The 23,487-nt window shown below is 44.5% G+C and carries 17 protein-coding genes; 6 read left to right on the top strand and 11 right to left on the bottom strand.

All coding sequences use genetic code 11. The annotated features are described in order from the left end of the window. The 3 genes from VMW01_01465 to VMW01_01475 form a co-directional block, all read right to left on the bottom strand. On the bottom strand, positions 1-5,932 hold a 5,932-nt coding region (locus VMW01_01465), incomplete at its 3' end, for an Ig-like domain-containing protein (GenBank protein HUW04902.1). Positions 5,933-6,266: 334 nt separating this feature from the next. Beyond that, entirely contained in the window at positions 6,267-6,992 is a 726-nt protein-coding gene (locus VMW01_01470; protein HUW04903.1) for a response regulator transcription factor, read from the bottom strand. Beyond that, positions 6,992-8,980: a histidine kinase dimerization/phosphoacceptor domain -containing protein gene (locus VMW01_01475; protein ID HUW04904.1), complete on the bottom strand. Its 1,989-nt coding sequence runs from the start codon at positions 8,978-8,980 to the stop codon at positions 6,992-6,994. Before VMW01_01475 ends, VMW01_01470 begins: the two co-directional genes overlap by 1 nt. 253 nt (positions 8,981-9,233) lie before the next feature. Between VMW01_01475 and VMW01_01480 the strand changes: the two genes are divergently transcribed. After that, on the top strand, positions 9,234-10,097 hold the full coding sequence (locus tag VMW01_01480; GenBank protein ID HUW04905.1) for a universal stress protein: 864 nt from the start codon (positions 9,234-9,236) through the stop codon (positions 10,095-10,097). On the opposite strand, the gene VMW01_01485 is transcribed toward VMW01_01480, so the two are convergent. From VMW01_01485 to VMW01_01500, 4 genes are all read right to left on the bottom strand, one after another. After that, positions 10,094-10,771, bottom strand: coding sequence for a septal ring lytic transglycosylase RlpA family protein (locus VMW01_01485; GenBank protein HUW04906.1), 678 nt, complete (start codon positions 10,769-10,771; stop codon positions 10,094-10,096). The genes VMW01_01480 and VMW01_01485 overlap by 4 nt on opposite strands. Before the next feature lie 89 nt (positions 10,772-10,860). Next, complete coding sequence (locus tag VMW01_01490) at positions 10,861-11,490, bottom strand: porin family protein (protein ID HUW04907.1); 630 nt, start codon at positions 11,488-11,490, stop codon at positions 10,861-10,863. Positions 11,491-11,510: 20 nt separating this feature from the next. Continuing rightward, entirely contained in the window at positions 11,511-11,822 is a 312-nt protein-coding gene (locus VMW01_01495) for a thiamine-binding protein (GenBank protein HUW04908.1), read from the bottom strand. A 12-nt stretch (positions 11,823-11,834) separates the two neighbouring features. Beyond that, positions 11,835-13,568: an Ig-like domain-containing protein gene (locus VMW01_01500; GenBank protein HUW04909.1), complete on the bottom strand. Its 1,734-nt coding sequence runs from the start codon at positions 13,566-13,568 to the stop codon at positions 11,835-11,837. Between the two features lie 124 nt (positions 13,569-13,692). Between VMW01_01500 and VMW01_01505 the strand changes: the two genes are divergently transcribed. From VMW01_01505 to VMW01_01525, 5 genes are all read left to right on the top strand, one after another. After that, on the top strand, positions 13,693-14,292 hold the full coding sequence (locus tag VMW01_01505; protein ID HUW04910.1) for a riboflavin synthase: 600 nt from the start codon (positions 13,693-13,695) through the stop codon (positions 14,290-14,292). Positions 14,293-14,377: 85 nt separating this feature from the next. Continuing rightward, positions 14,378-15,421 (top strand): ATP-binding protein, encoded by a 1,044-nt coding sequence (locus VMW01_01510; protein HUW04911.1) that lies wholly within the window; start codon positions 14,378-14,380, stop codon positions 15,419-15,421. A gap of 17 nt (positions 15,422-15,438) precedes the next feature. Continuing rightward, positions 15,439-16,236, top strand: a complete 798-nt coding sequence (gene lgt / locus VMW01_01515; GenBank protein ID HUW04912.1) for a prolipoprotein diacylglyceryl transferase — start codon at positions 15,439-15,441, stop codon at positions 16,234-16,236. A 105-nt stretch (positions 16,237-16,341) separates the two neighbouring features. Beyond that, a complete protein-coding gene (locus tag VMW01_01520) occupies positions 16,342-17,772 on the top strand; it encodes a caspase family protein (GenBank protein HUW04913.1) in 1,431 nt (476 codons plus the stop codon). 221 nt (positions 17,773-17,993) lie between these two features. Continuing rightward, positions 17,994-18,737 carry a hypothetical protein gene (locus tag VMW01_01525; GenBank protein HUW04914.1) on the top strand — a complete coding sequence of 248 codons (744 nt, stop codon included), beginning with the start codon at positions 17,994-17,996 and terminating at the stop codon, positions 18,735-18,737. A gap of 163 nt (positions 18,738-18,900) precedes the next feature. Here the strand turns inward: VMW01_01525 and VMW01_01530 are convergent, their stop codons facing one another. The 4 genes from VMW01_01530 to VMW01_01545 form a co-directional block, all read right to left on the bottom strand. Then, positions 18,901-19,695 (bottom strand): RNA methyltransferase, encoded by a 795-nt coding sequence (locus tag VMW01_01530; GenBank protein ID HUW04915.1) that lies wholly within the window; start codon positions 19,693-19,695, stop codon positions 18,901-18,903. A 57-nt stretch (positions 19,696-19,752) separates the two neighbouring features. Beyond that, entirely contained in the window at positions 19,753-21,171 is a 1,419-nt protein-coding gene (gene rmuC, locus VMW01_01535; GenBank protein ID HUW04916.1) for a DNA recombination protein RmuC, read from the bottom strand. Positions 21,172-21,249: 78 nt separating this feature from the next. Continuing rightward, positions 21,250-22,062 carry a hypothetical protein gene (locus tag VMW01_01540; GenBank protein HUW04917.1) on the bottom strand — a complete coding sequence of 271 codons (813 nt, stop codon included), beginning with the start codon at positions 22,060-22,062 and terminating at the stop codon, positions 21,250-21,252. Between the two features lie 12 nt (positions 22,063-22,074). Further along, positions 22,075-23,487, bottom strand: a 1,413-nt coding sequence (locus tag VMW01_01545) for a hypothetical protein (GenBank protein HUW04918.1), incomplete at its 5' end; no start/stop codon positions are given.

The raw sequence follows: 23,487 nt of genomic DNA on the forward strand, positions 1-23,487 counted from the left end.
TGGCCACCGGAGGATCGTTTACCGGTATAATGGTAATGGATACGGTAACGGTATTCCCGTCGAAGGTTCCATCATTCACCTTGTAGGTAAAGCTGTCGGAGGTGGTTTCGCTACCATCGTGAGTATATACAAATGAGCCGTCGGCGTTTAAAACCAATGTTCCATGGGTAGGATCCGACATCTTTATAGCGGTAATAGCATTTCCATCGGCATCACTATCGTTTCCTAAAACACCGGGTGCAGGTACCGTAAGTGTTCCTCCCTCGTTAACCGAGTAGGAGTCAGCAACAGCAACGGGTGGGTTATCGTTGAGGTTATTGAGATTGATGGTTACCGTGCCAGTGTCAGTATTAAGACCATCGCTGGCTTCAACCGTAAGAACGAAGGTTTGGGTAGTCTCAAAATCGATCTTGGTAACATCGGCAACGGTAATAATGCCCGTTGCTGGATCGATGGTAAAGGCTCCGAGAGTGTTACCGGCAATGATGGAGTATGCAATATGGTCTCCATCGCCATCAATGTCAGTTCCGGTGTTCTTGTCATGCTCATCGTAAACCGAAGTTCCGTTGGGCGAGTTCTCATCTAAGCTAACAACTACGTCATCAATGATTGGGCCAACGCAGGAGTATACCGAAACGGTTATGGCAAGGCGGGCTTGCGATTCACATCCATTTACCGTTTGTGACGCATAGTAGGTAGCTCCGTTAACAAGCGGTGTTGTGCCAGCAAGCAGTGTGCCACCTGTTGAGGCATCATACCATTGTATGTTGCTGCCAGAAACGATGATGTTATTTAGCGTAGGGCTTATTCCTTGGCAGAATGCTTGAGGTGAAGTTCCAGTGGGTGCCACTGCGGGAGTTTTAAATTCCACGGAAACAAGGTCGGATGAGGCGCTGCAGGGTGCATTGCTGATGGTCCACTGTAGGGAGTAAACCGAGCCTTGAGTTCCAGAAAATGAAGTGTTTGGATCGGTTGCGTCACCCAGTGAGCCACCTGTTCCCGAAACAATTGTCCACAATCCTGTTCCTACGGTGGGGGTATTGGCACTAAGCGTAGTGGCTGTAATACCGCACATCGCTGAATTGGTTTGGTCAACTCCAGCATCAGAAGGTGTTGGATTTTTTGGGAAGAAAATGGTAACATCATCGGTAGATACGCATCCAACGCTGGTGATGGTCCATCTTAAATCATAGGTGTTTCCAGCAGTTCCAGAGAAAGAAGAGGTTCTGCTTGAGGCATTGCCAAACCAACCACCAGTTCCAGAGATTATGCTCCAAGCACCAGTTCCAACCGTTGGATTGTTTGCTGCAAGGGTTGTGGCAGTAAGTCCGCAAAGTGATGCGCCGGTTTGGTCTGGACCTGCGTCGGAGGTTGTAACGTTGGATGTGCTTACCTGCAGTTGCACATTGTCGGAGTTAGAGGCACACGATCCGTTGGAAATTGTCCACTTGTAGATATATGTTCCTGTAGACAACCCAGTAATTGTTGTTGTTGGCGAATTTGGGTTGGTAATGGTTGGTGACCCTGGTCCGCTAACCTTTGTCCAGGTACCCATTCCGTTCACAGGGGTATTTGCTGCCATTGTTACTAGGTTATTTCCACAAATTACTTGGTCGGCACCGGCATCAGCCGTTGAAGGTGTGGCATACACATTAATTTGCATTTGGTCCGAGGAGGTGCAGGGGCCATTGGCCACTGTCCAATCCAGGAGGTATGTTCCCGGAACCAAATTGGAAATATCGGAGTTGTATAGGTTAACGTCGGTAATGGTGGGCGTGTTTGGACCGCTTACCAATGTCCATGTTCCGGTTCCACTGGTTGGGGCAGTTGCCGCAAGTGTTGTGGAAGTGAGGTTACATAAATCTTGGTCAACACCAGCAATAGCAAGGGAAGGAAGTGCGTTCACTGTAAGGTCGGTTGTTGCCGAAGTTGAGGCACAGGTTCCATTTGAGATTGTCCATTGGAAGGTATAGGTTCCGGGAATGGTTCCCGATAGGGTTGAATTTGGCGAATTTGGTGTTGTAATAGTTACGTTATTAGGTCCTGTCAACTGCGACCAGGTACCAACCCCTACGGCCGGCGTGCTTCCGTTTAGTACAGGCGTGGTGTAGTTGCAGATGGAAAGCGGTCCTCCCGTTGTCGCCGTTGAGGGTAAACCATAATCGTTGATGGTAACAACGTCGGAAGCAGAGCAAGTTAGATAGGATGATGTCCAGCTAAACTCGTAAGTTCCTGCAATAAGCCCGGTTACGGTTGTTGTTGGGTTGCTTGGATCGGTAAAGGTTGCTGTATTGGGTCCAGATACCTGCGACCACATGCCTGCACCAGTAGTAATTGTATTTCCAGCTAGGGTTGTTGAGGCCACATTGCAGAGGTTCTGATCAGGACCAGCATCTGGTGTGGTTGGCGGTACGTTAATATTTAGGGTTACATCATCCGAAGAGGAGAGGCAGGGGCCATTGGCAATGGTCCACCGCATTACGTAGGTTCCGCTTGTTGAAAAGGTAACGCTGCTGTTTGGCGATATTATTGATGCAATGTCGGAGGTTCCTGGACCACTAACCTGGCTCCAATTTCCAAGGCCAACTGTTGGAGCATTTCCTTCAAGAGAGGTGGTATATCCGCAAACGTTTTGGTCAGATCCTGCATCGGCCGTTGTTGGTGTGGCATAAATTTCGGCCATAACTTGGTCGCTCGAGCTGCAACTACCGTTGGTGATAGTGTATTTAAGCCAATATACGCCTGTTGATACACTATTAAGGGAGGCATTTTGTCCGTTGGGGCTAAACGTACCTCCTGTTCCAGAAATTTTGCTCCACAAGGCCGTTTCTGATCCCCCGGGTGCATTTCCAGAAAGGGCAATGGAAGTACCTCCGCACTGTTGGATGTCGGCTCCTGCATCGGCTGGTGTAGCCGGAGCAGAGATGGTTACATTCATTTGGTCCGTGGAGTTACATCCTGTGGAAACAATGGAATACTGGAAGGTGTAGGTTCCGGGAATCATACCGGAAACATTGGCTGTATTGGGTCCCGTTGTGGTTATCGTTGGTGTGTTTGGCCCGCTAACTAGGCTCCAGGTTCCACTGCTTCCCGCGTTTCCTGAGAGTTGCGTTTCCGAAAGGTTACACAAATTTTGGTCCGCACCGGCATTGGCTGTTGGAGTTACAGTTATCTCCATATCGTCGGTGCTTACCGGACAGTATGTGCCATTTTGCGAAACCCATTGCAAGAAATAGTAGCCCATGGCTAGGTTGGAAACCGTTGAGGTTGGCGAGGTTGAAGCGCTAAACGATGGTGTTGTTGGGGCCGAGAGAACATTCCAGTAGCCTGTTCCATTGGTAATGGTATTGGCGGCCAGTGTAGTGGCTGAAGCTCCACACACAGACTGGTCGATACCAGCGTCTGCGGTGGTTGGTGGAGTTGATACTTTCGCTACCATTGCCGCAGAATTGCTGGCACACGCATTGTTCGAAATGGTCCAGGTAAACTTGTAGTATCCGTCGGTTAATCCAGTTACGGTGGTGTTGGGTTGTGCAGGGTCTGTTATTACTGGACCGGCATTGCCAATTGACTGAGTCCAATAACCTGTTCCTATGGCAGGTGTATTGGCGGCAAGGGTTATGGCCGTTCCGCAAATTGTTTGATCAGCACCTGCATTTGCTGCAGTGGCAGCGGCAGAGATGGTTATCATAACCGTATCACGGCTTACGTTGCAGGCATTGTAGGTTATGGCCCACTCAAACAGGTAAGTTCCGTCGGTCATTCCCGTAACAGTGGTGTTATACTTTGTGTTATTTGTTATGGTACATGCGGGCCCCGATATTTTAGTCCACACGCCAGATCCAGGAGTGGGATTATTCCCCGTCATGGTTACGGAAGTTGTCCCAGAAGTCTTGCACTGGTCACTACCCGCAGAAGCCTGAACAGGTCCCTGCGTGGCAGAGGTTGTAATCTGAACGTTATCGGCTGTGGTTCCACATGAATTGGCGATGGTCCAAGTAAAGGTATATAACGTAGACGGTGCTAACCCAATTACGTAAGCGGTTGGGCTATGAATATCTGAGAAAGAGATACCTGTGCTTGGCGAAACAGTCCAGGTGCCAGTTTCGTTTAGTGCGGGATTGTTACCAGTAAGAATTACGGGCGTTGCATAGCAAACAGTTTGGTCAACTCCTGCATTTGCCGCAGTTGGCGTAGTAGAAGCCACCACAACATTAACCTCATCCTGAGATGGAGCCACGTTCGATCCACCTTGGATGGTCCACCTAAAGGTATATTTGCCATTAATTAAGTCAGAAATTGTTGCATTATTCGAGGTTGGATTGGTGATAGTTGCTGTGCTTGGGCCACTAACTTGAGACCAATTACCAGTTCCAATGCTGGGGGGATTTCCGGCTAGGGCGGTGTTGGTTATGTTACATGCAAGCATTTGGTCAGTACCTGCGTTGGCGGCCGTTGGGGCCTTAGAAACGTATACCTTTATATCGCTATAAGCCTCGGAACAGCCACCTGATCCACCATTGGTAAATCGTTTAAAACGAATAACGTAAGTTCCATACTGGTTGAGGCCAGAAATGGTTTGAGGTGAAGAGGCGCTTGTCCAGCCGGGAGGAGTGTAACCAGCAGGGTAACTTATTACGGTATACTGGGTGGTATTGCCGCCACTTACAGTAAAAGGAATAGATGCCGAATATACACCTGGTGCCAATATAATATCGTTTCCCCCATTAACGGTAATGGTTGGGGCAGTTGTATAACTTATGGTCCTGGTAGCAGCAACCGAATTACACCCAGTAACCGAGTTCGTTATGGTGTATTTGTATGAAGAGGATGATGTTCCATTCAAACCAGTAACCGTGGTAGTTGTATTTGTTGGATTGGTTACGGTTCCTGTGCCAGCCGTTTTTTGCCATAAAACGTTTTCGTTGGTATAAAGCGGGGTACTGCCAACAAGCACTGCATCTGTTCTAGCATCACAGAATACCTGATTCCCTGATGTTATGGAAGCTGTGGTTACACTTCCAACGGGTGCAGGAACGGTTATTTGCATGTCGTCGACGCCATTGGCACAGGTGCCACTGACCGTCCAGCGCAAGGTGTAGATGCCCTGCTTTAAGTTGCTAATGCTAGTGTTATATGCAGTTGCATTACCAAAAGTGGGCGTATTTGGAGCTGTAACTACTGTCCAGAGCCCCCCCTGTCCACCCGTTCCATTACCAGGGAATGAGCTGCCTAGAGTTGCTGAGGTAGTTGAGGAGTAACAGGAGCTTAAACTTTGGTCGGGTCCTGCTGTTACGGTAGTTATTCCTCCCTTGTTTGAAATAACAACATCGTCGTAGGCGGAGCATCCGGTGGAGGCATTGGATATGGTCCAGCGCAGCGTGGTTGCACCGGCCTTGTTGCTAGCAAGAACAATGTTGCTGGTGGGTGAGTTGGGTGTTGAAATGGTTACCCCGTTATTGGTTCCTACCACCGTCCAAGTTCCTGTTTCTCCCGAGGCCGGTGCGTTTGCCGATAGCGAGTAGGTGCCGGGACAGTACATGGCATCTGGCCCTGCGGTAGGAGTGGTGAGGGGGTTGGTGGAAATGGTTACCTCGTTGGCTACCTTGGTTCCATCTTGGCACGTAGCCTGAATCATGAACTTATACACCGTATTTGGGGTGGCTCCAATAATGGAGGTGGTAAGGGCGCTGGGATCTGTTATGGTAACAGACGGCCCATCAGTTTGACTCCAAGTGGTTGCACCCGTGCCCTGAAAAAGCCCCGATTTATTACCAACAAGATCAATGGGAACGTTGGGACAGGTGGTAAATGGAACACCTGCATTCACAGAGCAGTTCTGCCCAAAGGTGCTGCTCAGGCTGAGCAGCAATATTACAAGGGTGGATAATATCCACTTGCTCCTTTGCAAAAAGGGTAAAATTGTTTGCATAATAATGGGACTTAATGATTTATTGTGCTTCAAATTCATGTCTGAGATATTAAAAATGAGGCTGCTAAATGGTCTCAAGTAAACTGCAACCATAATTTTTACACACTACAATGATACGTGGCTTGATCGCCAGAATCAATGGTGGAGTGACCAACAACGCCAATTCTTACATTACTCTTTGTGGAGAAATTCTAGATTGAAAATCAAAAAAAAGGATGTGGAAAAAGGCTGAATCAACAAGAGGTGATCCAGAAATAGGAAAAGTTGTTCTGAAACTATTTATTTTTGTTCTGAATGGCGCGGTGAGGAGATGTAATACGTTGGGCAAGGAGCGCTATTTGCCAAAACACTTAAGAATTTCTTTGCGATACTCTTTTGATAAAGGGATCGTTTCGTTAGACAAAACAATTTCGTTGATGTTAATTTTTTGAATGATATCTAAGTTTACAGCGTAGCTCCTATGTACTCGGGCAAAATTCTTTGGAAATCGTGTAAGGAGGTCTGTAAGAGAGGAACGAATAATATGCACCGCCCCTTCTTCCGTAATAATTTCAACATAAACGTGCTTGCTCCTCAAGAAAACAACTTTGTTAAAGTCTAACTTTTGATAGGATGCGCCCTGTTTTATGAGAAGGAAATCGGAATTGCCAACAACCTCCTGCTGTATGGGACTCTCTTTTTCATAATAATTGTAGAGGGCTATTTCTAGCGAGGTGTGCAGGTCTTGCCGCGTGAACGGTTTTAGAAGGTAGGCGCTTGGCATTGTTTGCTTTGCCCTGTGGAGTGTTTGGGAATCTGAGTTGGAGGTAAGAAAGATAAAGGGAAAACGGTATTGTTCGTTAATTGCATTGGCCAAGTCGATACCATCTTTTGTACCGGCAAGATTAATGTCGATAATGGCAATGGAAGGCGGCTCCTGCTCAATGGCTTCGATTGCTTGGCTATAATTTAGGGCAGGCTCAAAACTTCTATATCCTAAACTCCTCAGGGAGCGGATAATATCATCGGCTATAATAATTTCATCCTCAACAACTAATATCTTCTTAGACTGGTATTGCATCACTGCAGCTCTTTTCTGGTTTTTGTCTCCTTAAAGGTAACAATAAATCGTGCCCCTTCACTAAACTCGTAGGCAAAGGATCCTTGCAGTTGCCTGCAGAGCCTAGGTATTAGGTATAACCCTATGTTGCTATCGTTTTTTAAGTTGAAGTTGGCTGGTAAACCAGGGCCATTATCCCAAACATCTAAACGGTAATTACCGGCGGTCTCTTCAATCAACGAAATCCGAAGTAATGGATGATTAACGCAGCACAATGCATGCTTAAATGAGTTGGTAAGCAGCTCGTTAACGATCAATCCAATGGGTATAGCCGTATCAATGTCGAGCTCAATACCGCTGCAGCGAAGTTCAAATTGTATTTCATCTGAAGTTAGGCTTGAGGCTTTTACCTGCTGAAGCAGCTGTTGAATAAACTCCTCCATATTGATAACTTCACCAAAGTCGTTCTGAAAGAGCAGCTGATGAATGAGTGCCATGGCCTTAACCCGATTTTTTCCGTCGGCTATGATGGCTGCAAGCCTCTCATTCTCCTCCTTCTCCTGATGCAGTTCGAGTAAGCTTGAAATGAGCTGCAGGTTGTTCTTTACCCGGTGGTGGTTCTCCTTGAGAAGAATTTCAATCTTCTCATTTTTGTGCTCTAGCTCCTGCCTTTGGTTTAAAAGAGATTGGTTGGCAACTTGAAGTTCGCTAGTTCGGATAGTCACTGTTTCTTCAAGGAGTTTGTTTTGTGCAAGTCTCAATTCATCAAGCGCTTGTAAAACCTCGTATTTTTCTTGTTCATTAATCCAAACACTCTTACCAAGGGCTATATTAAAAAAGGAGATAACTATAATTCCACCAACATCTGTAAGAATAGAAATGATTGGAAGACTATTCTCTTTCATTACTCCAACTAAAATTGATCCCAAAATGAACATTGAAACGTGACCTATGGCACCTAGGGCAAAAAGACGCTGAACTTGTTTAAGCTTATTCCATGCAGCAACTATTACAAAAATAATCAAGGTGTTGGCCAAACAGTTGCCAGAAACATTCAACCAAGTTATCATTAAATAGTTGGACGAAACAATGCTAATTGTGAAGCCAACAATCAGTTGAAAAACAGTGGTGTATATTGCAATACTAAGTAGTTTGTGGAGGCTGGGTTTTTGATTCTTAAGCTGAAAAAAATCTTGAATAAGCAATAGCCCACCGAGACCAGCAAGATTAACAAATACCATGTTAAGCCACCACATCTCCGGTCCATGATTAGGTGCTATTATGGTTATAAGGTAACCATTAATAGAAAGATCGTAAAAAGAAATTCCAAAGGAGTAGATGGCAATCCACAGGTATAGTCGATTGCGACTTGTCAGAAAGGAGAGCAAGCTGGCAAGGAAAAAAATGGCAAAGGCTCCAAAAAAGAAGAAGTCGAAGGTTTGTTTTACAAGGGTTGCCCTATCAAAGAGGGCGTTGTCCTGAATGGCAAAGTTGAAGATGGGAACCTGGTGTTTGGTATGCTTTACTCTAATCAGAAACTGAACACTATCACCGGCGTTAATATCCACCTCAAAATGGGTTCGTGTATCTGTTATTGCTAGGTTTTTCGCTTTGCAAAAGAAACCGGATTGACGACGTTCAACTATTTTGCCGTCCTTAACAATAAAGAGCTCAACGTAGGTTAAGTTTTTAAAGAGTAGCGCCAGTTCAACTTTCTTATTCGAATTATTTGTCAGTGCGCACTTGAGGTAGTATGGGTTGGTAGCTTTTTTCTCGGGAAAGCCAATTAGTGGTTTAAACCATTCTGGGTGTTGAAGCAAGCTGTCGGGGTTGGTCAAGCCAGATTGATCCTCATAAACAGCCAGGTAAGGTTTGAGCAAAATCGGTTTTGCAAGCTGGTTTGCACTTTGAATAATGAGCCTTTCCGCCGAAAATAGTTTGGTAGAGCAAAGTGAAATGCTCGTCAAGGTCAAAATTAACAGAAGGAAGGTTGTTCTTGGTGAGCGCATTGAATTGTAGGTTCTAAAAAAGGTGACTTGAAATAAAGTTAACCAATCTACCAATGATAGCTTGGTAAATATAGCTGTTTGTAGCTTAAATTTGATTCGTCAGACAAGCAAAAGGGAAAGAGTTGCCCCGGGGGTAAAAATCGTGAATTTCGTAATATTCCAATCCTCAAAAACCACCGAATATGAAAAAATTCTTAACTTGGTGGTGATTTGTTGTGGTCGTTTCTCCAACTCTTAAAGCAAAACATTACCCATGAAGCACTTAATTGTTCCGATAGATTTCTCAAAGGAATCCTTGAACGGATTGAAGTTTGCCGTGATGCTTTCAAAGAAAATGGCGTGCCATATTCAAATGGTTTTTGTTCAGGAAAAGGTGAAAGATTATGCACGCTACAGCTTGGTGGAGGAGCGTCAGGATGCCAAAAAGAAGTTCGACAAGTTGGTTTTAGAATATTCACCCAAGCTGGGCCATCACAGCCGTTTGAGTTACATAGTTAAGAAGGGGAAAGTATATAAGGAGGTGGTTGGGCAAGTGGAGGCTTTCGACGATTCTATGGTGGTATGCTCCACCCACGGAGCATCCGGCTTTGAGGCTCTCTTTATTGGCAGCAATGCCTTCCGAATAGTAACCGCAACCGATCGACCAGTTATCACCATTCGTCATGGCTGTTGTCACAAGGATATTAAGCGTATTGTAATGCCCATTGATATTACCGCTGACTCGCGCCAAAAAGTTCCATTAACGGCTGAGCTAGCCACAATTTTTGGTGCCGAAATACACGTGGTAGGTGTTGCCAGCCTCAGTTCGGAAGAGATCGAGACTAAAATAAAGGCATATACCCATCAGGTACATGAATTTCTGGAGGCTAACAAAATTCCTGTTACGGTGGAGTTTATTAAGGGCGATAATATTACTGATGTTATTATTGACTATGCCAAGCAGGTTGATGCCGACCTGATTAGCATAATGAGCGAGCAGTCCGTGAACCTTAGCAACTTTGTGCTAGGGAGCTACGCTCAGCAAATGCTCAACAAGGCGCCAGTTCCGGTATTGATTGTTCACCCCAAGGAGGTATTTGTGATGGGGAGCTTTAGAACACAGGGAATCCTTTACTAGTTCAATTTGGTAATAAATGCATCGGGGTACTCTCTTTTTAAAGCAAGGAGCAGTTCTTTAGCCTTTTCTTCGGTTGGTAATTCACCCACGAGCACCCGATAAACTTGCCGTTCCTTTACAGTTACCACTTGCACCAAGAGGTGCTGGTTATACCGCTGCTTAACATGGTCGGCTAGTCGTATAAAGTTGGCCGCCTCGCCAAAACTTCCAATCTGAACTGCCCAGCCTGTGTGTTTTGCCGGAGTTACCTCAACATCGAAAAACTCATAGCCCTCACCCGATGGGGTAGCCTTTGTGGTTGTATCCGTTGGCTGCTGGGTCACCGTTTCCACCCGCACCATGGCGGTGCCAGCATCCACCATATCCAATCTTTTGGCTGCCGCTTCAGATAGGTCAATGATTCTGTTTTTTGAAAAAGGGCCACGGTCGTTAATTCTCACCACCACACTTTTCCCATTGGTAAGGTTGGTAACCTTTACCAACGTCCCAAATTCTAGCGTAGGATGAGCCGCAGTGAGCTTGTTCTTGGAAAATACCTCGCCACTGGCTGTGCGTTTTCCGTGGAAACCACTGCCATAGTAGGAGGCATTACCCTCTTGCACAAAGGCGGGTTGTCCTCTGGTTCCAAGGGTTACCATTAGGCCTGTTGCGCATAAAAGTAGAAGCCTGTGCATTTTTTGTTAGATAACTGTAGCTATAAAAATAGCAAAAGCCCGGATATCCACCGAGCTATTTCTGTTTTTACCCTTTTTGTGTTACACAATTAACGAATTCGGTATAGAATTCCAATAAAACCACCAAGACCAGTCTCCCTCGATTCCATTGGCATTCCAGTAAAAGCCGGGTTGTACAGATGGGCAAACCCCATGTAGTAACGGACCTCGGCCTGAAAGGAGAAGTGCTTGGTTCGAAAGGCAATGCCGGGACCGCCAGCCAAACCGTATTGGAACCGCCGGTCTATACCTTTTACAAATTCGTGGTTTTGAATGATAAAGGTGGAGTCACTGGTCGGGATCTCATCGGTACTCTTTAGAAGATAGCCGGCGTATGCTCCTATGTTGAAAAAAAGCGAAATGGATTTATAGCTGAATCGGACTTGGCCCAACAAGGGTAACTCTACCATTTGTTGCTGATGTTTGTAACCAAGGGAGTCTTTGTAGCCACGTTCGGTCATGGCAAACTCTGTTTGCATGCCTAAATACTTCTCTCCAAAAACGGTAAATACCAAGCCATAATTTTTAACGCTCGCGAGCGATGTTGACTTGATGACGGGCAAAAAGTTACGGTTGGTTGTCAAAAAGCCACCCCTGACCCCTACCTCTAGCTGAGAGAATGCAGGGATGCTGCAGGCAAGCATCAAAATGAGCAGTAGAGTCTGTTTTTTATTTGTCATTAACACTTATTGTTTGGGATCTATTTTGATACGGGACCAATCTTACTTTCTATGGAGTGGATTTTTTGCTCCATTCTTTTCATCCCCCCTTTTTTAATATCCATTGTCAGGCTGAGATAGAGCCTGTCGCAGAAAGGCTCCAATAATTTATAGGATTGGTTTATCACCTCCAGGGCTTCATCCATAGTTTCGGTTTCAACAATGGTACTCATTGGTGTTAGCTTATACGGAAAGCCGCATTGACTCACCATTTTAATAACTTTGCTCACATATTCAGATACACTCGATCCCTTGTCGGTGGGGAATATGGCGTAGCTTAGCATAACTGACATGGCTATTTTTCTTTAGTTGCTCAGGATCTTTTCAATATCAAGATGAAGTTCATTTTCCCAGTTTGCCTTTATCAAGAGCAACGGTTTATTAGGTAAGGGCATAAACAGGCTAACAGCTTCTGGTTGAATTTGCTTAATAAGGTTACCGGTATCCCACTTCCCATTACCATTTACGTCGCTAATAATTTTAATCTGGTATTTACCTGCAGGAATGTAGGTGAGAGTATCCGTTATATCCTTGGTAATAGGAAATTCTTTTAGCATCGCGCCTTTTTCGCTAAGCAGCTGAAGAATAATGGGGTTTGGAATATTGCTTATTTTGAGGATGAAAGTTCCAAACTGCTCTTTTTGTGCAAGGTATAACTTCCCAGATAGGGTGTCGTTTTCAACTTCCTCAGCATTTTTGAACACACCAGGAAGGAATCGGTAGAAGTAGGTAACGCTGTCTTTCCAATTTGTGACAAAGCTATACTCCCTTGGATTTAAGGTGGGTACCAGCCTAAATGCTTGGGGAAGTGAGTCCTTTGCTGTTTTTGCCATAAAACTTATTTTGGAGAAATCAACGGAAAGGGGTGGACTAGGCAACTGAAGCAAAAGTTTTTCGGTTGGAATAACACCATCCTTGGTGTTACTTGCGAAGGTTGGGTTGAACCCCGGTGTTTTGCTTTCATCCTTTTTACGACGAACACGCTCCTTCGGTGATTCAAACACTAGGTTGTGCAATTCGGTGGTATCCTCCAGCACCTTGTTCTTGTTTGTTCGAGAGTAGGTAATAAGCACTGGCAGAGAGTCACTATGGATTAGGTTTTTATCCATAACCCAAAAAATTAGGCTGTCAATTTCTGGCGATTGTTCTGCCACGAATGGATTTCCAGAATAACCCTCAACTTTAAGCGTGGGAATGGTGGGCGATTGCTTTGAGAATACCACCTTAATTTCGTTGGCTTTAATGCGTTCAATATTGGTGAGCGCAAGATTTAATGAAGGTTCCTTAAACATGTTTAGCCTAAGCAGATTGCGTGCTGTGCTGTCGTTACCAAGTGTATCAATTCGGCTCCGCACAATAGAATGAACAGGTGTTGATACAAATCCAACCATCTCACTTCCTTGGTCATACTTGAGGTTGTCGTTCTTGTCTTGTATGGCTACCAGCTTGTAAGAACCAGCCGGAATATTGGGAACCCGAAAAAATCCGTCCTTGTTGGCGTAGGTATAGTAATTCGGTTTCTGAATAAATGGGACAGAATCATTTTCGTCGGTATAGAGCATAACCTTTACGCCTTCAGGTATATTTTGGGTAAAAGCGTCAACAATTCGACCTTCAACCACGAGGGTGTCGAGGTTGTTGCCTGTGGAAAAAGCCAGCTGAAAATTTTTCAGCACGTTACCTTCGTTATTATCAACAATAGAGTTACCAAAGCCAAAGGTATAGGTCGTATTCGTCGAAAGAGAATCATCGAGCTTGACAATAACCGATTTTCCTTTTGGAAGCGGATAGGCCGGTTTTTCAATGGGTGGCGAAATAAAAAATTGCTTTGCAGGGTCTTTAAGCGCGATATACTCATCGAAGTTGAGGCGAATCTCCTTACCCGAAAAGTTCTTCTCATATATTGTTGGCGTGCTGCTCAACAGAACTGGTGGAATGGTGTCTTTGGGACCGCCAGAAATTGTACCGATGCTGGCACACCGAGGCATAGTTAGGGTAACTATTAATGCTCCAAGAGCGAGTAGTATTAGCTTTCTCAAGATCGGTAACGTTATTAATTTGACAAAGTTAAAAAGTTTGACTCAAACCACACTGCTCACCCAAACTTAAAGTTGAGGTAATCAAAATATACTAACTTTACCCCGAATATTTAAAATTACGGCTATGTTCTCTGGTATTGTTGAGGAAGCGGCTCCTGTGGTTAAGTTGGAGCACGATAAGGATAACCTGCATATTACAATGCAATGCTCGTTTACCAACGAGCTTAAAATCGACCAAAGTATTGCGCATAATGGAGTTTGCCTTACCGTGGTAAAAAAAGATGGAAATACCTACACCGTTACGGCCATCATGGAGACGCTTATCAAGTCCAACTTAGGCTCCTTAAAGGTGGGCGATAAGGTTAATTTGGAGCGCAGCATGAAGGTGGATAGCCTTCTCGATGGGCACCTCGTTCAGGGACATGTGGATCAAACCGCAACTTGCAAGCTGGTTGAGGAGGTAAATGGTAGCTGGTATTTTACTTTTGAGTATGAACCAACCCTTGATGGAAATATTACAGTTGAAAAGGGTTCTATTTCGGTAAACGGAGTTAGCTTAACCGTGGTTAATTCCCAACCCAAAAGCTTTCAGGTTGCCATTATTCCATATACCTACGAACACACCAACTTCCACCAAATTAAGTCAGGAAGCGTTGTAAACCTCGAGTTCGATATTGTTGGAAAGTATATTACCAAGCTAATGAAGCAGTATATGGGTAAGTAGCGCAGCTATTTACCCCACCCTTTTAAATATTTAAGCAGAGCTGGTTATATTAAGTGCGGGTTTTGCCGCAAAACAGGATATAAACATGAAAGGTACCACACCAAAGGAAATGGCAGTCCTCATTTCGGTATTCACCTCAATTGCGGCTGGGGCCATCCTTGTTTTCACTTTCGATTTCGACAGGCAAAACTTTTACCTTACCGTAGTGCTTTCGTGCCTCGCCCTGTTTTTGGTAACTTACGTTGTATGCTACTACCTGCTGAATCGGTTTATATTTGAAAAAATTCGCCCAATTTATCAAACCATCCACGACCTGAATATTTCAGATGAAAAAATCATGGACGACATTGAGGAACGAGACATTGTGGAGGAGGTAAACAAGGAGGTTGACTCGTGGGTTAAGCGTAAGACAACGGAAATTTCCCACCTCAAGGAGCTTGAAAAATACCGTAAGGAATTTCTGGGTAATGTATCGCACGAGCTCAAAACCCCGATATTTAACATTCAGGGTTACGTGCTTACATTGCTCGATGGAGCGCTAGAAGATCCGGCAATTAATCATAAGTATTTAGAGCGAACAGAAAAGAGCATTAATCGACTTATCTCTATTGTTGAGGATTTGGAGGAGATTTCGAAGTTGGAGGCTGGTGTTCTCAAGCTCTCCAAGGAGAAGTTTAACATCGTGCAGCTGGTTGATGAGGTTTTTGAAGCACAAGAAATAAGGGCAAAGGAGCGAAAAGCCAAACTTCAGTTTCTCAAGAATTATGATAAGCCAATATGGGTAAAGGCCGATAAAAAGAAGCTTTATCAGGTGATAACTAACTTAGTGGTTAACTCCATTAATTATGGAAAGGAGGGGGGCAAGACCACGGTTTCTTTTACCGATATGATGGACCGAGTTCTAGTGGAGGTTGCCGACAACGGTGTTGGAATACCTGCCAAAGATATTCCTCGTATATTTGAACGTTTTTACCGGGTCGATAAAAGCCGTTCCCGCGATCAGGGTGGAACAGGCTTAGGGCTGGCCATTGTAAAGCATATTATTGAAGCTCACGAGCAAAGCATAAACGTCAAAAGCAAGGTTAACGAAGGAACAACGTTTGGCTTTACCCTTAAACGTGTTGTTTAATTTTAAAAATAATGTCGATGCTTGCATTTATCAACTGGGATGTAAACCCCGTAATCTTCACACTTGGACCGCTTTCCATTCGTTACTACGGATTGCTGTTTGCCCTCGCCTTTTATGCCGCCTACGTGGTGTTTGTAAAAATATTTAAGCGCGAAAACCTCTCCATGGCGGTGCTCGATTCGCTTACGCTATACATGATAATTGGTGTGGTAATTGGAGCTAGGCTGGGACACGTTCTTTTTTATGAGCCCGGTTATTACTTTTCGCATCCGATGGAGATAATAAAGGTATGGCATGGTGGGCTCGCTAGCCATGGCGCAGCCTTGGGAATTCTTATTGCACTTTACCTGTTTTCTAGAAAGTATAAGCGCCCATATCTCTGGACTCTCGACCGGATTGCCATTGTGGTTCCGCTGAGTGGTGCCTTTATCCGTATCGGGAACCTAATGAATTCAGAGATATACGGCCATCAAACAAATCTCCCTTGGGGTTTCATTTTTTTAAGAAATGGAGAAACTGTTCCAAAACACCCGACCCAGATTTATGAGGCACTCGCCTACCTTTCTATTTTTGTTGTCCTTTGGTGGATGTACCGCAAGGGTAAAAAGGTGAATAACCACGGGTACTACATTGGCCTGATGATGGTTCTGCTATTTATAGCACGGTTCCTCATTGAGTTTGTTAAAAATCCGCAGGTTGGTTTTGAGAATTCCATGGCCATTAATATGGGCCAAATACTCAGCATTCCTTTTATTCTGGCGGGAATAGCCATAATGATTTGGTCGACGCGAAAAACGGCCACCGTTTCCCAATAGCATTGAAGCCCGGCGACGGGCTTTTTTTTATCAACATAATATTAGAGATACAACTAAAGGCGTACTAAGTTATATTTGTTTACAGTTAACCATAGTTCATCTTCTATGAAGCCCACTATTGCTCTCCGGATCTTTCTGGCGATGATTTTTGGAGTAACCTTTTTCGGTTGCACCACCCCTCGTCATGTTATTATGGTCGACAAACCCATTCGAAACGAAATTGCTCCGGCTGCGGGGTTGCAGATAACTAGCTTTAATGTAGAAACGACCAGAAAGGATATTCCAGCGGAGAAAAAACTGTTTATGGATGAGTTCGCCGATTACCTGCGCTATAATCGGTCAATAGCAGAAATTGAGCATCACTATCCAAATCTTACAGCCGACATTACCATAAAACCACGTAAAGATATACGACGGACCTGGATTCTCGATGTGGCTTTCTTTTGGCCTTACCTAGGAACATGGCCTTATACACCGTGGTGGGGTAAAACAAGCGTCGATATCGATCTGCAGCTGGTCATTCCCGGAGTGGATAGATCGCAATTTCACTTTACCAAGGATCTCGATTTTAATGTTGCACTCTATCCCTACTATAGGGCTGGAAGATTACTGACGCAGAACTACAAGCTCCTCTATGCCGATTTGTTCGACGAGGTGGGTAGCTACGATTTTGTGAGAAATTGGAACGGTAATACCCGCGCTTTGTTAGGGAATCCAACCGTTATTCCGGCGATGGTAAATGTTTCTTCTGCACCACACTCAGATGTGGATTTGAATATCCCTGTAACCTCGAAGGTGAACGATAAGACCTTTGTGCTTATAATTGGTAACGAGCAGTATGCAAATGAAATTAAGGTGTCCTATGCATCAAACGATGCCAGTGTTTTTAAGGAGTATGCAGAAAAAACGTTAGGAATTCCAGCGCAGAACATTCACTACCTAGCGAATGGAACTTATGGTCAGATGCTGAACGAAATAGACTGGATTACAAACGTGATTAAAGTTTTTAATGGAGAGGCGAAGGTTCTCGTATACTACGCCGGACACGGTATGCCCGACGTTGAAACTCGAACGGCCTTGCTACTACCCGTTGATGGCATATCCACCAATCCATCCACAGCGGTCAAGTTGGAGTACCTCTATGGGAAGCTCTCCACCTATCCCGCACAATCAGTTACTGTTTTTCTGGATGCTTGCTTTAGCGGAGATAGTAGAAACGCTCCGCTTTTCGCTGGACGAGGAGTGAGGATTCGGCCGCGTGCTGATGCCATTTCAGGGAATTTGGTTGTGCTTACGGCAACATCCGCCGACGAAACGGCATTTCCGCTAAAGGACCAGGAGCATGGGCTTTTCACCTATTTTCTACTAAAGAAAATGCAGGAAACAAGAGGCAATACCGACCTTAAAGAGCTTAGCGATTATATCACACAAAAGGTATCACAGCAATCGGCACTAGTAAACAGCAAGTCGCAAACGCCGCAGGTGCTGGTGGGTAGTGATGCTAGTGCCACTTGGCAAAATTGGACGTTGAAATAGGCTACAGCAATCCATTCCTCCAGCCTGTCATTAATTAGTTCTTGCTCAGGAAACCACGGGTGAAGCTGTTTTGTCAACAGGGTTTCAGTTAACAACTATTTATCTAGAAATCGTGAATTTTTTGGGTCTCTATAAATATGGAGTTTAGTTGTTTGTTTCAATAAAAAAGGTAATTTCGATACACCAAAAATTATTTTAAACAAATCAAAACTAAACAACCAATGAAAAATCTTTTCTTAGGTACATTAATGCTCTGTTCCTTTTCGGTGTTAGCTGCCGATGGCCCTAAAACGGTGGCAATTACCACAATTTATGTTAACAAAACTATTCAAACTGAGAGTGCATCAAGTGTTTTACTTTCCAAAATAGACGCAATTGGAAATAATCCTGCATTTAAGCTTGACTCTGTTCTAGCCCAGTTTAAAAGAAAATTTGAGACAGAATACGCACCTAGCTTTCCTTTCAAGTTGTTACCCGAGCAAGAGGTAATCACCAACGAAAAGTATAAAGAATTTAAATCATGCAGTGCTGATACAAACTCTGCTATGATGAGGCTTTTCAAGCCGTTACTTCCAAGTGGTTATAAGTTCATGATCAGAACGAGTACACTTACAAACGACAAGAGAAGGGATGAGATGATTATGCTTTCTGATTTCCCTGATGTTGATGGTGTAATGTTTATCTCTCTGGACTACACCATTGTTCCAAAGATGGCAATAGGTGGATTGGGCGTTGCAGGGATGCGTGCAACCGCGCGAATATATCTTGTAAACAAGAAGGGGGAAAAGGTATTTGATAAATTTATTACCGGGATGTCGAGTAAATCTGTGGGCATGGTGGAAGGTATTCCTGTTATGGATTTAGATAAAATACTTCCACTTTGCACAAATGCAACAGAAGATCTTTTTAAAGAAATGGATAGTAAGCTACCCAAGTTGCTAAAAAAGATTGATAAGAATATGTAAATTTTACTATTGTAAATGGATATGCCGTTCCGAATTGGGACGGCATTTTTATTTAAGAGTCAGTAACATTCAGTAGCTACGATATGTATAATGGCTTCCTACGGTTTGATCTTAATTATTGGAAGTTTAAGTTGTCCAACATAATTTTTCCTCTAATCAATAGCTAATTAAACCCTCTTTGACGCTTCGCTTCATAAACGAGTATGGCCGCGGAGGTGGACACATTCATTGAGTCGATACGCCCTCTCATGGGAATTTTTATACAGGTAGTAGCCGCATCAATCCATGCTTTCGAAACACCCCAAGCCTCAGAGCCCATTACAATTGCAGAAGCTTTTTTGTAATTAACTTGATGGTAGCCTTGGCTAGCGGTAAGGTTCGTTGTAAAAATTGATATACCATTTTGCTTCAACCAGGAAATGGCCTCTTCGGTGGAGCATACCGCTATTTGGTTGGTAAACAGGCAACCCACTCCGGAGCGGATGGCGTTTGGATTGTAAATGTCGGTTTTGCCGTCGCAGATAAGAACAGCATCTACCCCTGCAGCGTCGCAGGTTCTAAGGATGGCACCAAGATTGCCTGGCTTCTCAAGCGATTCAAGAACTAGAATTAGTGGCTCGTTGGGTAGCAGAAGATCGTCCAACCGATGTGCCTTTTGCTCTGCCAGGCCAAGCACTCCGCCATCATTTGCACGGTAAGCCATTTTGTTGTAAACCTCCACAGAAACTTCAACCAAATTTCCTCTTGTAAGGTTGATGGGGTAATCGGTTTCTGGTTTGTAAAGTTCAGGACAAAGAAAGATTGTTTCAATGGTATAGCCACTCTGCTGGGCAAGGCTGATTTCTCGAACGCCCTCCACCACAAAGCGATTTTGCTCTCTTCGATCGCGTACTTTTTCGGTTAACGCTACGACTCTCTTTACTTCAGGATTTTGAAGGCTGGTTATCCTCTTTTCCATGAATTTAATTTAGCGATGCTTTTGTTAAGCCATAATTACTTGGGCAAGAGTGTAAAGTTACGACTCCTCCTCCTCATCATCGTACTTATCTGGCAGAATAGCGTTAGCCTTAGTCGTGGGTAATTCCTGTACACCCCTAAGCCTCCGCTCAATGGCCCTTGTTCTGGTTCCAACCAGCTGGTCGATATCCTCGTTGGCTTTGGTGATTTTTTCCTGCGCCTTCTTGAGCACATCGCCAAATCGGGAAAATTCTGTCTTAACAGCGCCCAAAATTTGCCACACCTCGCTGCTACGCTTCTCGATAGCCAGCGTTCGGAACCCCATCTGCAAACTGTTGAGAATGGCAGCCAGCGTGGTTGGTCCGGTTATTACCACTCTATAATCACGCTGCAGCACCTCCATTAGTGAGGTATTGCGGATAACCTCGGCGTATAGGCCTTCGATGGGTAGAAACATTACGGCAAAGTCGGTGGTGTAGGGTGGGTCGAGGTATTTGTCGCGAATATCCTTGGCGTTCTGCTTAATGGAGCGTTCCAACTCCTTTATGGCAGCGGCAATGGCAATGGCGTCACCTGTGTCGTAAGCGTTGAGCAGCTGGTTATATACATCCAGCGGGAATTTGGAGTCGATGGGCATGTAGATTTCATTGCCAGCAATGTCCTTGCCTGGGAGCTTTATGGCAAACTCCACCACATCGCGGCTTCCCTTTTTGGTTGCCACGTTCCGGTCGAACTGTTCTGGAGCCATAATTTGCTCCAAAATATTGTTCAGCTGGATTTCACCAAGTATTCCTCGGGTTTTTACGTTGGACAGCACCCGCTTAAGGTCGCCTACGCCATTGGCCAACGTCTGCATTTCTCCCAGTCCCTTGTGAACCTGCTCCAGCCGTTCGCTCACCTGCTTAAACGATTCTCCTAAACGTTTTTCGAGCGTGGTCTGCAGCTTCTCATCCACGGTGGCGCGCATCTCATCCAGCTTCTTGGCGTTCTCGTCCTGCATAATCTTTAGGCGGCCCTCCACGGTTTCGCGAACCTTTTCGAGGCGCAGCTCGGTGGTGCTGTTTAGCTCGGTTTGCTTCACAACCAGCTCGTTGAACTTCTGGCGCTGCAGCTCGTTAAACTCCTTTACGCTTTGGGCAAACCGCTCCTCAAACGACTTTAAGCTGGCGGTTAGCCCTTCGCGAGTATCGTTGCCCATGGTGCGCAGCTGCTCCCGAAAGGCGGTAAAGTTCTCCTCCACCTTCTTTTCAAAGTTTCGCAGTGCAACACCCTGCTCTTCTCTGGTCTCGCGGGAAGTGCGCTGCTGCTCATCGCGATTGCGGGCAAATTCCTCCCGTAAAATTTGCTCAAAACGGGTCTGCTCCCGAAGGATGGCATCGAGCTGTGGACTATCACCACTGCTTTTGGGCCGGATAAGCATCAGCACCTGCAATACCAGTATTGCCGCAACTAGAACGGCTATAGCTATTTCTAACATTGTTTCCACAGTTATATTGACTTGCTAAGGTAGAAATTTGTTATGAATTCACAGGATTGCTTGCTGCCGTTTAAGATTTTATAACTCAGGGGGAGTATAGTTTGGTAGTTCGTTTATTAAAAGGAGGATTTTATCTTCATCTACTTTTTTATCTAAAACCCCATAACAAATTATAATTTGATTTGCTCCGGCACCAATTGCTCGACAGTGCTCTGTAAATGGATTCTTTTGGATGATAAAATGAGGGGTAGCAAAACTAATGTGTTCAAATTTGGAGAAGTATTTGTCATAAGACTCGTAATAATTTTGAATTGTTTCTTTGAACTCAGGCTCATTCTGATTAAACCATTCTTTGACATTATACATTAGGGCCATTTCTTTTATAATTTCACCACTCTCATTAAAGTTTTCGGGTAGGTATTGTCGTAATAACTCTTTAGTTACTTTAGGATTGCTTTTACTCTCTTCTTCTGCTGATTTTGCTACTTTATAGTTCATCTGACGAAATACTTTCTTCAAGGGTTCATAATCTTTGTGCCCTGTTTCACATACTTTTTGGAAAACCTTAAAAAGATAGGAGTTCGTCAAAAAATCGGTTATAATATTTCTCATTATTAGATTAACAGGGTGCATAAGGTTTTTTTCTTCCTCGACGTTAGCCATTAGTGGTAATAAAACTGCTAAGGCTTTAAAATTGTGAATAGTTCTAACAATAAAGTGCTCTTCATAAAAATCAATTTTACAATCGTAATACTTTCTTTCTCCTACTTCACTTATGAGGGGAATTTTATCAGCTGTTTTAATTGCAACAGGAAATGCTGCTGCCTGCCTTAAGGTTTCTTCAATTATTGGCATTAGGCTTTTAAAATTATATTTCTTAGTGCTGCCCATCTTTTCTTTAAGTTAGAGTTTTCTGTTATTTAGTACGCCTCTCTCCTTCAACATCCTATAGTTGGAGCGCAGCCGGATAAACCAGAATACCCGCTCCTCCTCATAGAAGTATTTAGTGTTGGGGATTTGCCGCTTAATGGAGTTGTAGAAGTAGAACATAACCGATAGCGAATGGTTACCGTTGCTCTCCCGTGTATAGAAGTAGAGCGGGAAGAGGCTCTTCTCCTCCTTCCCTTTTAGCTTGGTGTTGGCGTAGAGCAGGTGAAGAATGCGAAAACTCCTATCGCCATTGGCATAGCGATCCCAGTAGACAACTTTCCAAAGAATGCCATTGGATTGTTTTATTCCTTGCTGGTTGCGGTATGTGTATAGTTCCCAAAGAATGCGGACTGTGCTTTCGGATGAATCGGAGCTTTGATAGTAGAAGGGCTGAATGGTAAAGTAGCTTGAGGTGGGGCTCTGCTTGCTCCAAACCAATGGAGCGGCTCTAAAGTAACGGTAATTTGGTGCTACAACATGCTCCACTAAAGGCCATAAAAGGCTGAAGTTTTTCGTGGTGGTCGTGTGTTGGCTTCGAAGCACGAAGAAGAGAACGCTGTAACGGTTTACCTTGGAGGTGTCATGGTAGGTATTGTAAAGCGGGAAAAGTATTTGCCGGTGGATAGCCTTGCTGTTGAATGTCCAATACAACGGGGTAATCATTAGGTGGTTTTTTCCAATGCTGCTAAAACCTCTTGAGTAAAATGGTGCTACCGTTAGTGAATGGCGCTTGGTATTGTTGAAGTTCCAGTAAACCGGAAAAACAATATTGGTAGTTCGGTTTGGTTTGCGGTATGACCATACTAGAGGGAAGAAAACATCGTGCTTATTGGTGCTGAGGCTATCACCCTTCCTGCTACTCCACCATATTGGAAACAGTGTATTGCTATGGCCGCTTGTATTTTTGAAATGCCAAAATAGAGGTGTGATGGTAAGGTAGCTGCTGTGCCTTTCGTTGTTTTTTCCATACGAAAATAGCGGGGCAAGGGTAAAAGAGCGGAAGTCAGGCGAACGAAAGTTCCACACCAAAGGAAATAGTATTCGCTGTTGTTGCCATCCGTTGTTCAACGACCAGTAGATTGGGAAAATGGAGTTCCAGGTGGTAACGGAATCATACTTGCCTCGCCAAAGCAGAGGAAAGAGGGAAGTGGTGTAGCCGTTGGCATTTTGATAATACCAAAATAGCGGAGTTGCCACCAGGTGGTGTGTGCTGCCGTCGGTGCTGTGGCCATACGAGAATAGCGGAACAAATGTAAATGAGCGGTATGCTGGATTTCTTAGGCTCCAAAGAATTGGAAATACAATGTGGTTGTTTCGAAGGCTGTCGGTTCTTCCGTAGTATAGAGGCAGCAACAGACTGGTGTAGCTTGCGTTACTTCCTTCCCC

The organism is Williamwhitmania sp. (assembly GCA_035529935.1).
Taxonomy (GTDB): domain Bacteria; phylum Bacteroidota; class Bacteroidia; order Bacteroidales; family Williamwhitmaniaceae; genus Williamwhitmania.

What these genes read in the sequence shown, in the direction of transcription:
- VMW01_01480 (HUW04905.1), top strand. Translation starts at nt 9,234, where the DNA reads ATGAAGCACTTAATTGTTCCGATAGATTTCTCAAAGGAATCCTTGAAC.
- VMW01_01525 (HUW04914.1), top strand. Translation starts at nt 17,994, where the DNA reads ATGAAAAATCTTTTCTTAGGTACATTAATGCTCTGTTCCTTTTCGGTG.
- VMW01_01490 (HUW04907.1), bottom strand. Translation starts at nt 11,490, where the DNA reads ATGACAAATAAAAAACAGACTCTACTGCTCATTTTGATGCTTGCCTGC.
- lgt (HUW04912.1), top strand. Translation starts at nt 15,439, where the DNA reads ATGCTTGCATTTATCAACTGGGATGTAAACCCCGTAATCTTCACACTT.
- VMW01_01485 (HUW04906.1), bottom strand. Translation starts at nt 10,771, where the DNA reads ATGCACAGGCTTCTACTTTTATGCGCAACAGGCCTAATGGTAACCCTT.
- VMW01_01520 (HUW04913.1), top strand. Translation starts at nt 16,342, where the DNA reads ATGAAGCCCACTATTGCTCTCCGGATCTTTCTGGCGATGATTTTTGGA.
- VMW01_01510 (HUW04911.1), top strand. Translation starts at nt 14,378, where the DNA reads ATGAAAGGTACCACACCAAAGGAAATGGCAGTCCTCATTTCGGTATTC.
- VMW01_01475 (HUW04904.1), bottom strand. Translation starts at nt 8,980, where the DNA reads ATGCGCTCACCAAGAACAACCTTCCTTCTGTTAATTTTGACCTTGACG.
- VMW01_01470 (HUW04903.1), bottom strand. Translation starts at nt 6,992, where the DNA reads ATGCAATACCAGTCTAAGAAGATATTAGTTGTTGAGGATGAAATTATT.
- VMW01_01495 (HUW04908.1), bottom strand. Translation starts at nt 11,822, where the DNA reads ATGTCAGTTATGCTAAGCTACGCCATATTCCCCACCGACAAGGGATCG.
- VMW01_01540 (HUW04917.1), bottom strand. Translation starts at nt 22,062, where the DNA reads ATGGGCAGCACTAAGAAATATAATTTTAAAAGCCTAATGCCAATAATT.
- VMW01_01505 (HUW04910.1), top strand. Translation starts at nt 13,693, where the DNA reads ATGTTCTCTGGTATTGTTGAGGAAGCGGCTCCTGTGGTTAAGTTGGAG.
- rmuC (HUW04916.1), bottom strand. Translation starts at nt 21,171, where the DNA reads ATGTTAGAAATAGCTATAGCCGTTCTAGTTGCGGCAATACTGGTATTG.
- VMW01_01530 (HUW04915.1), bottom strand. Translation starts at nt 19,695, where the DNA reads ATGGAAAAGAGGATAACCAGCCTTCAAAATCCTGAAGTAAAGAGAGTC.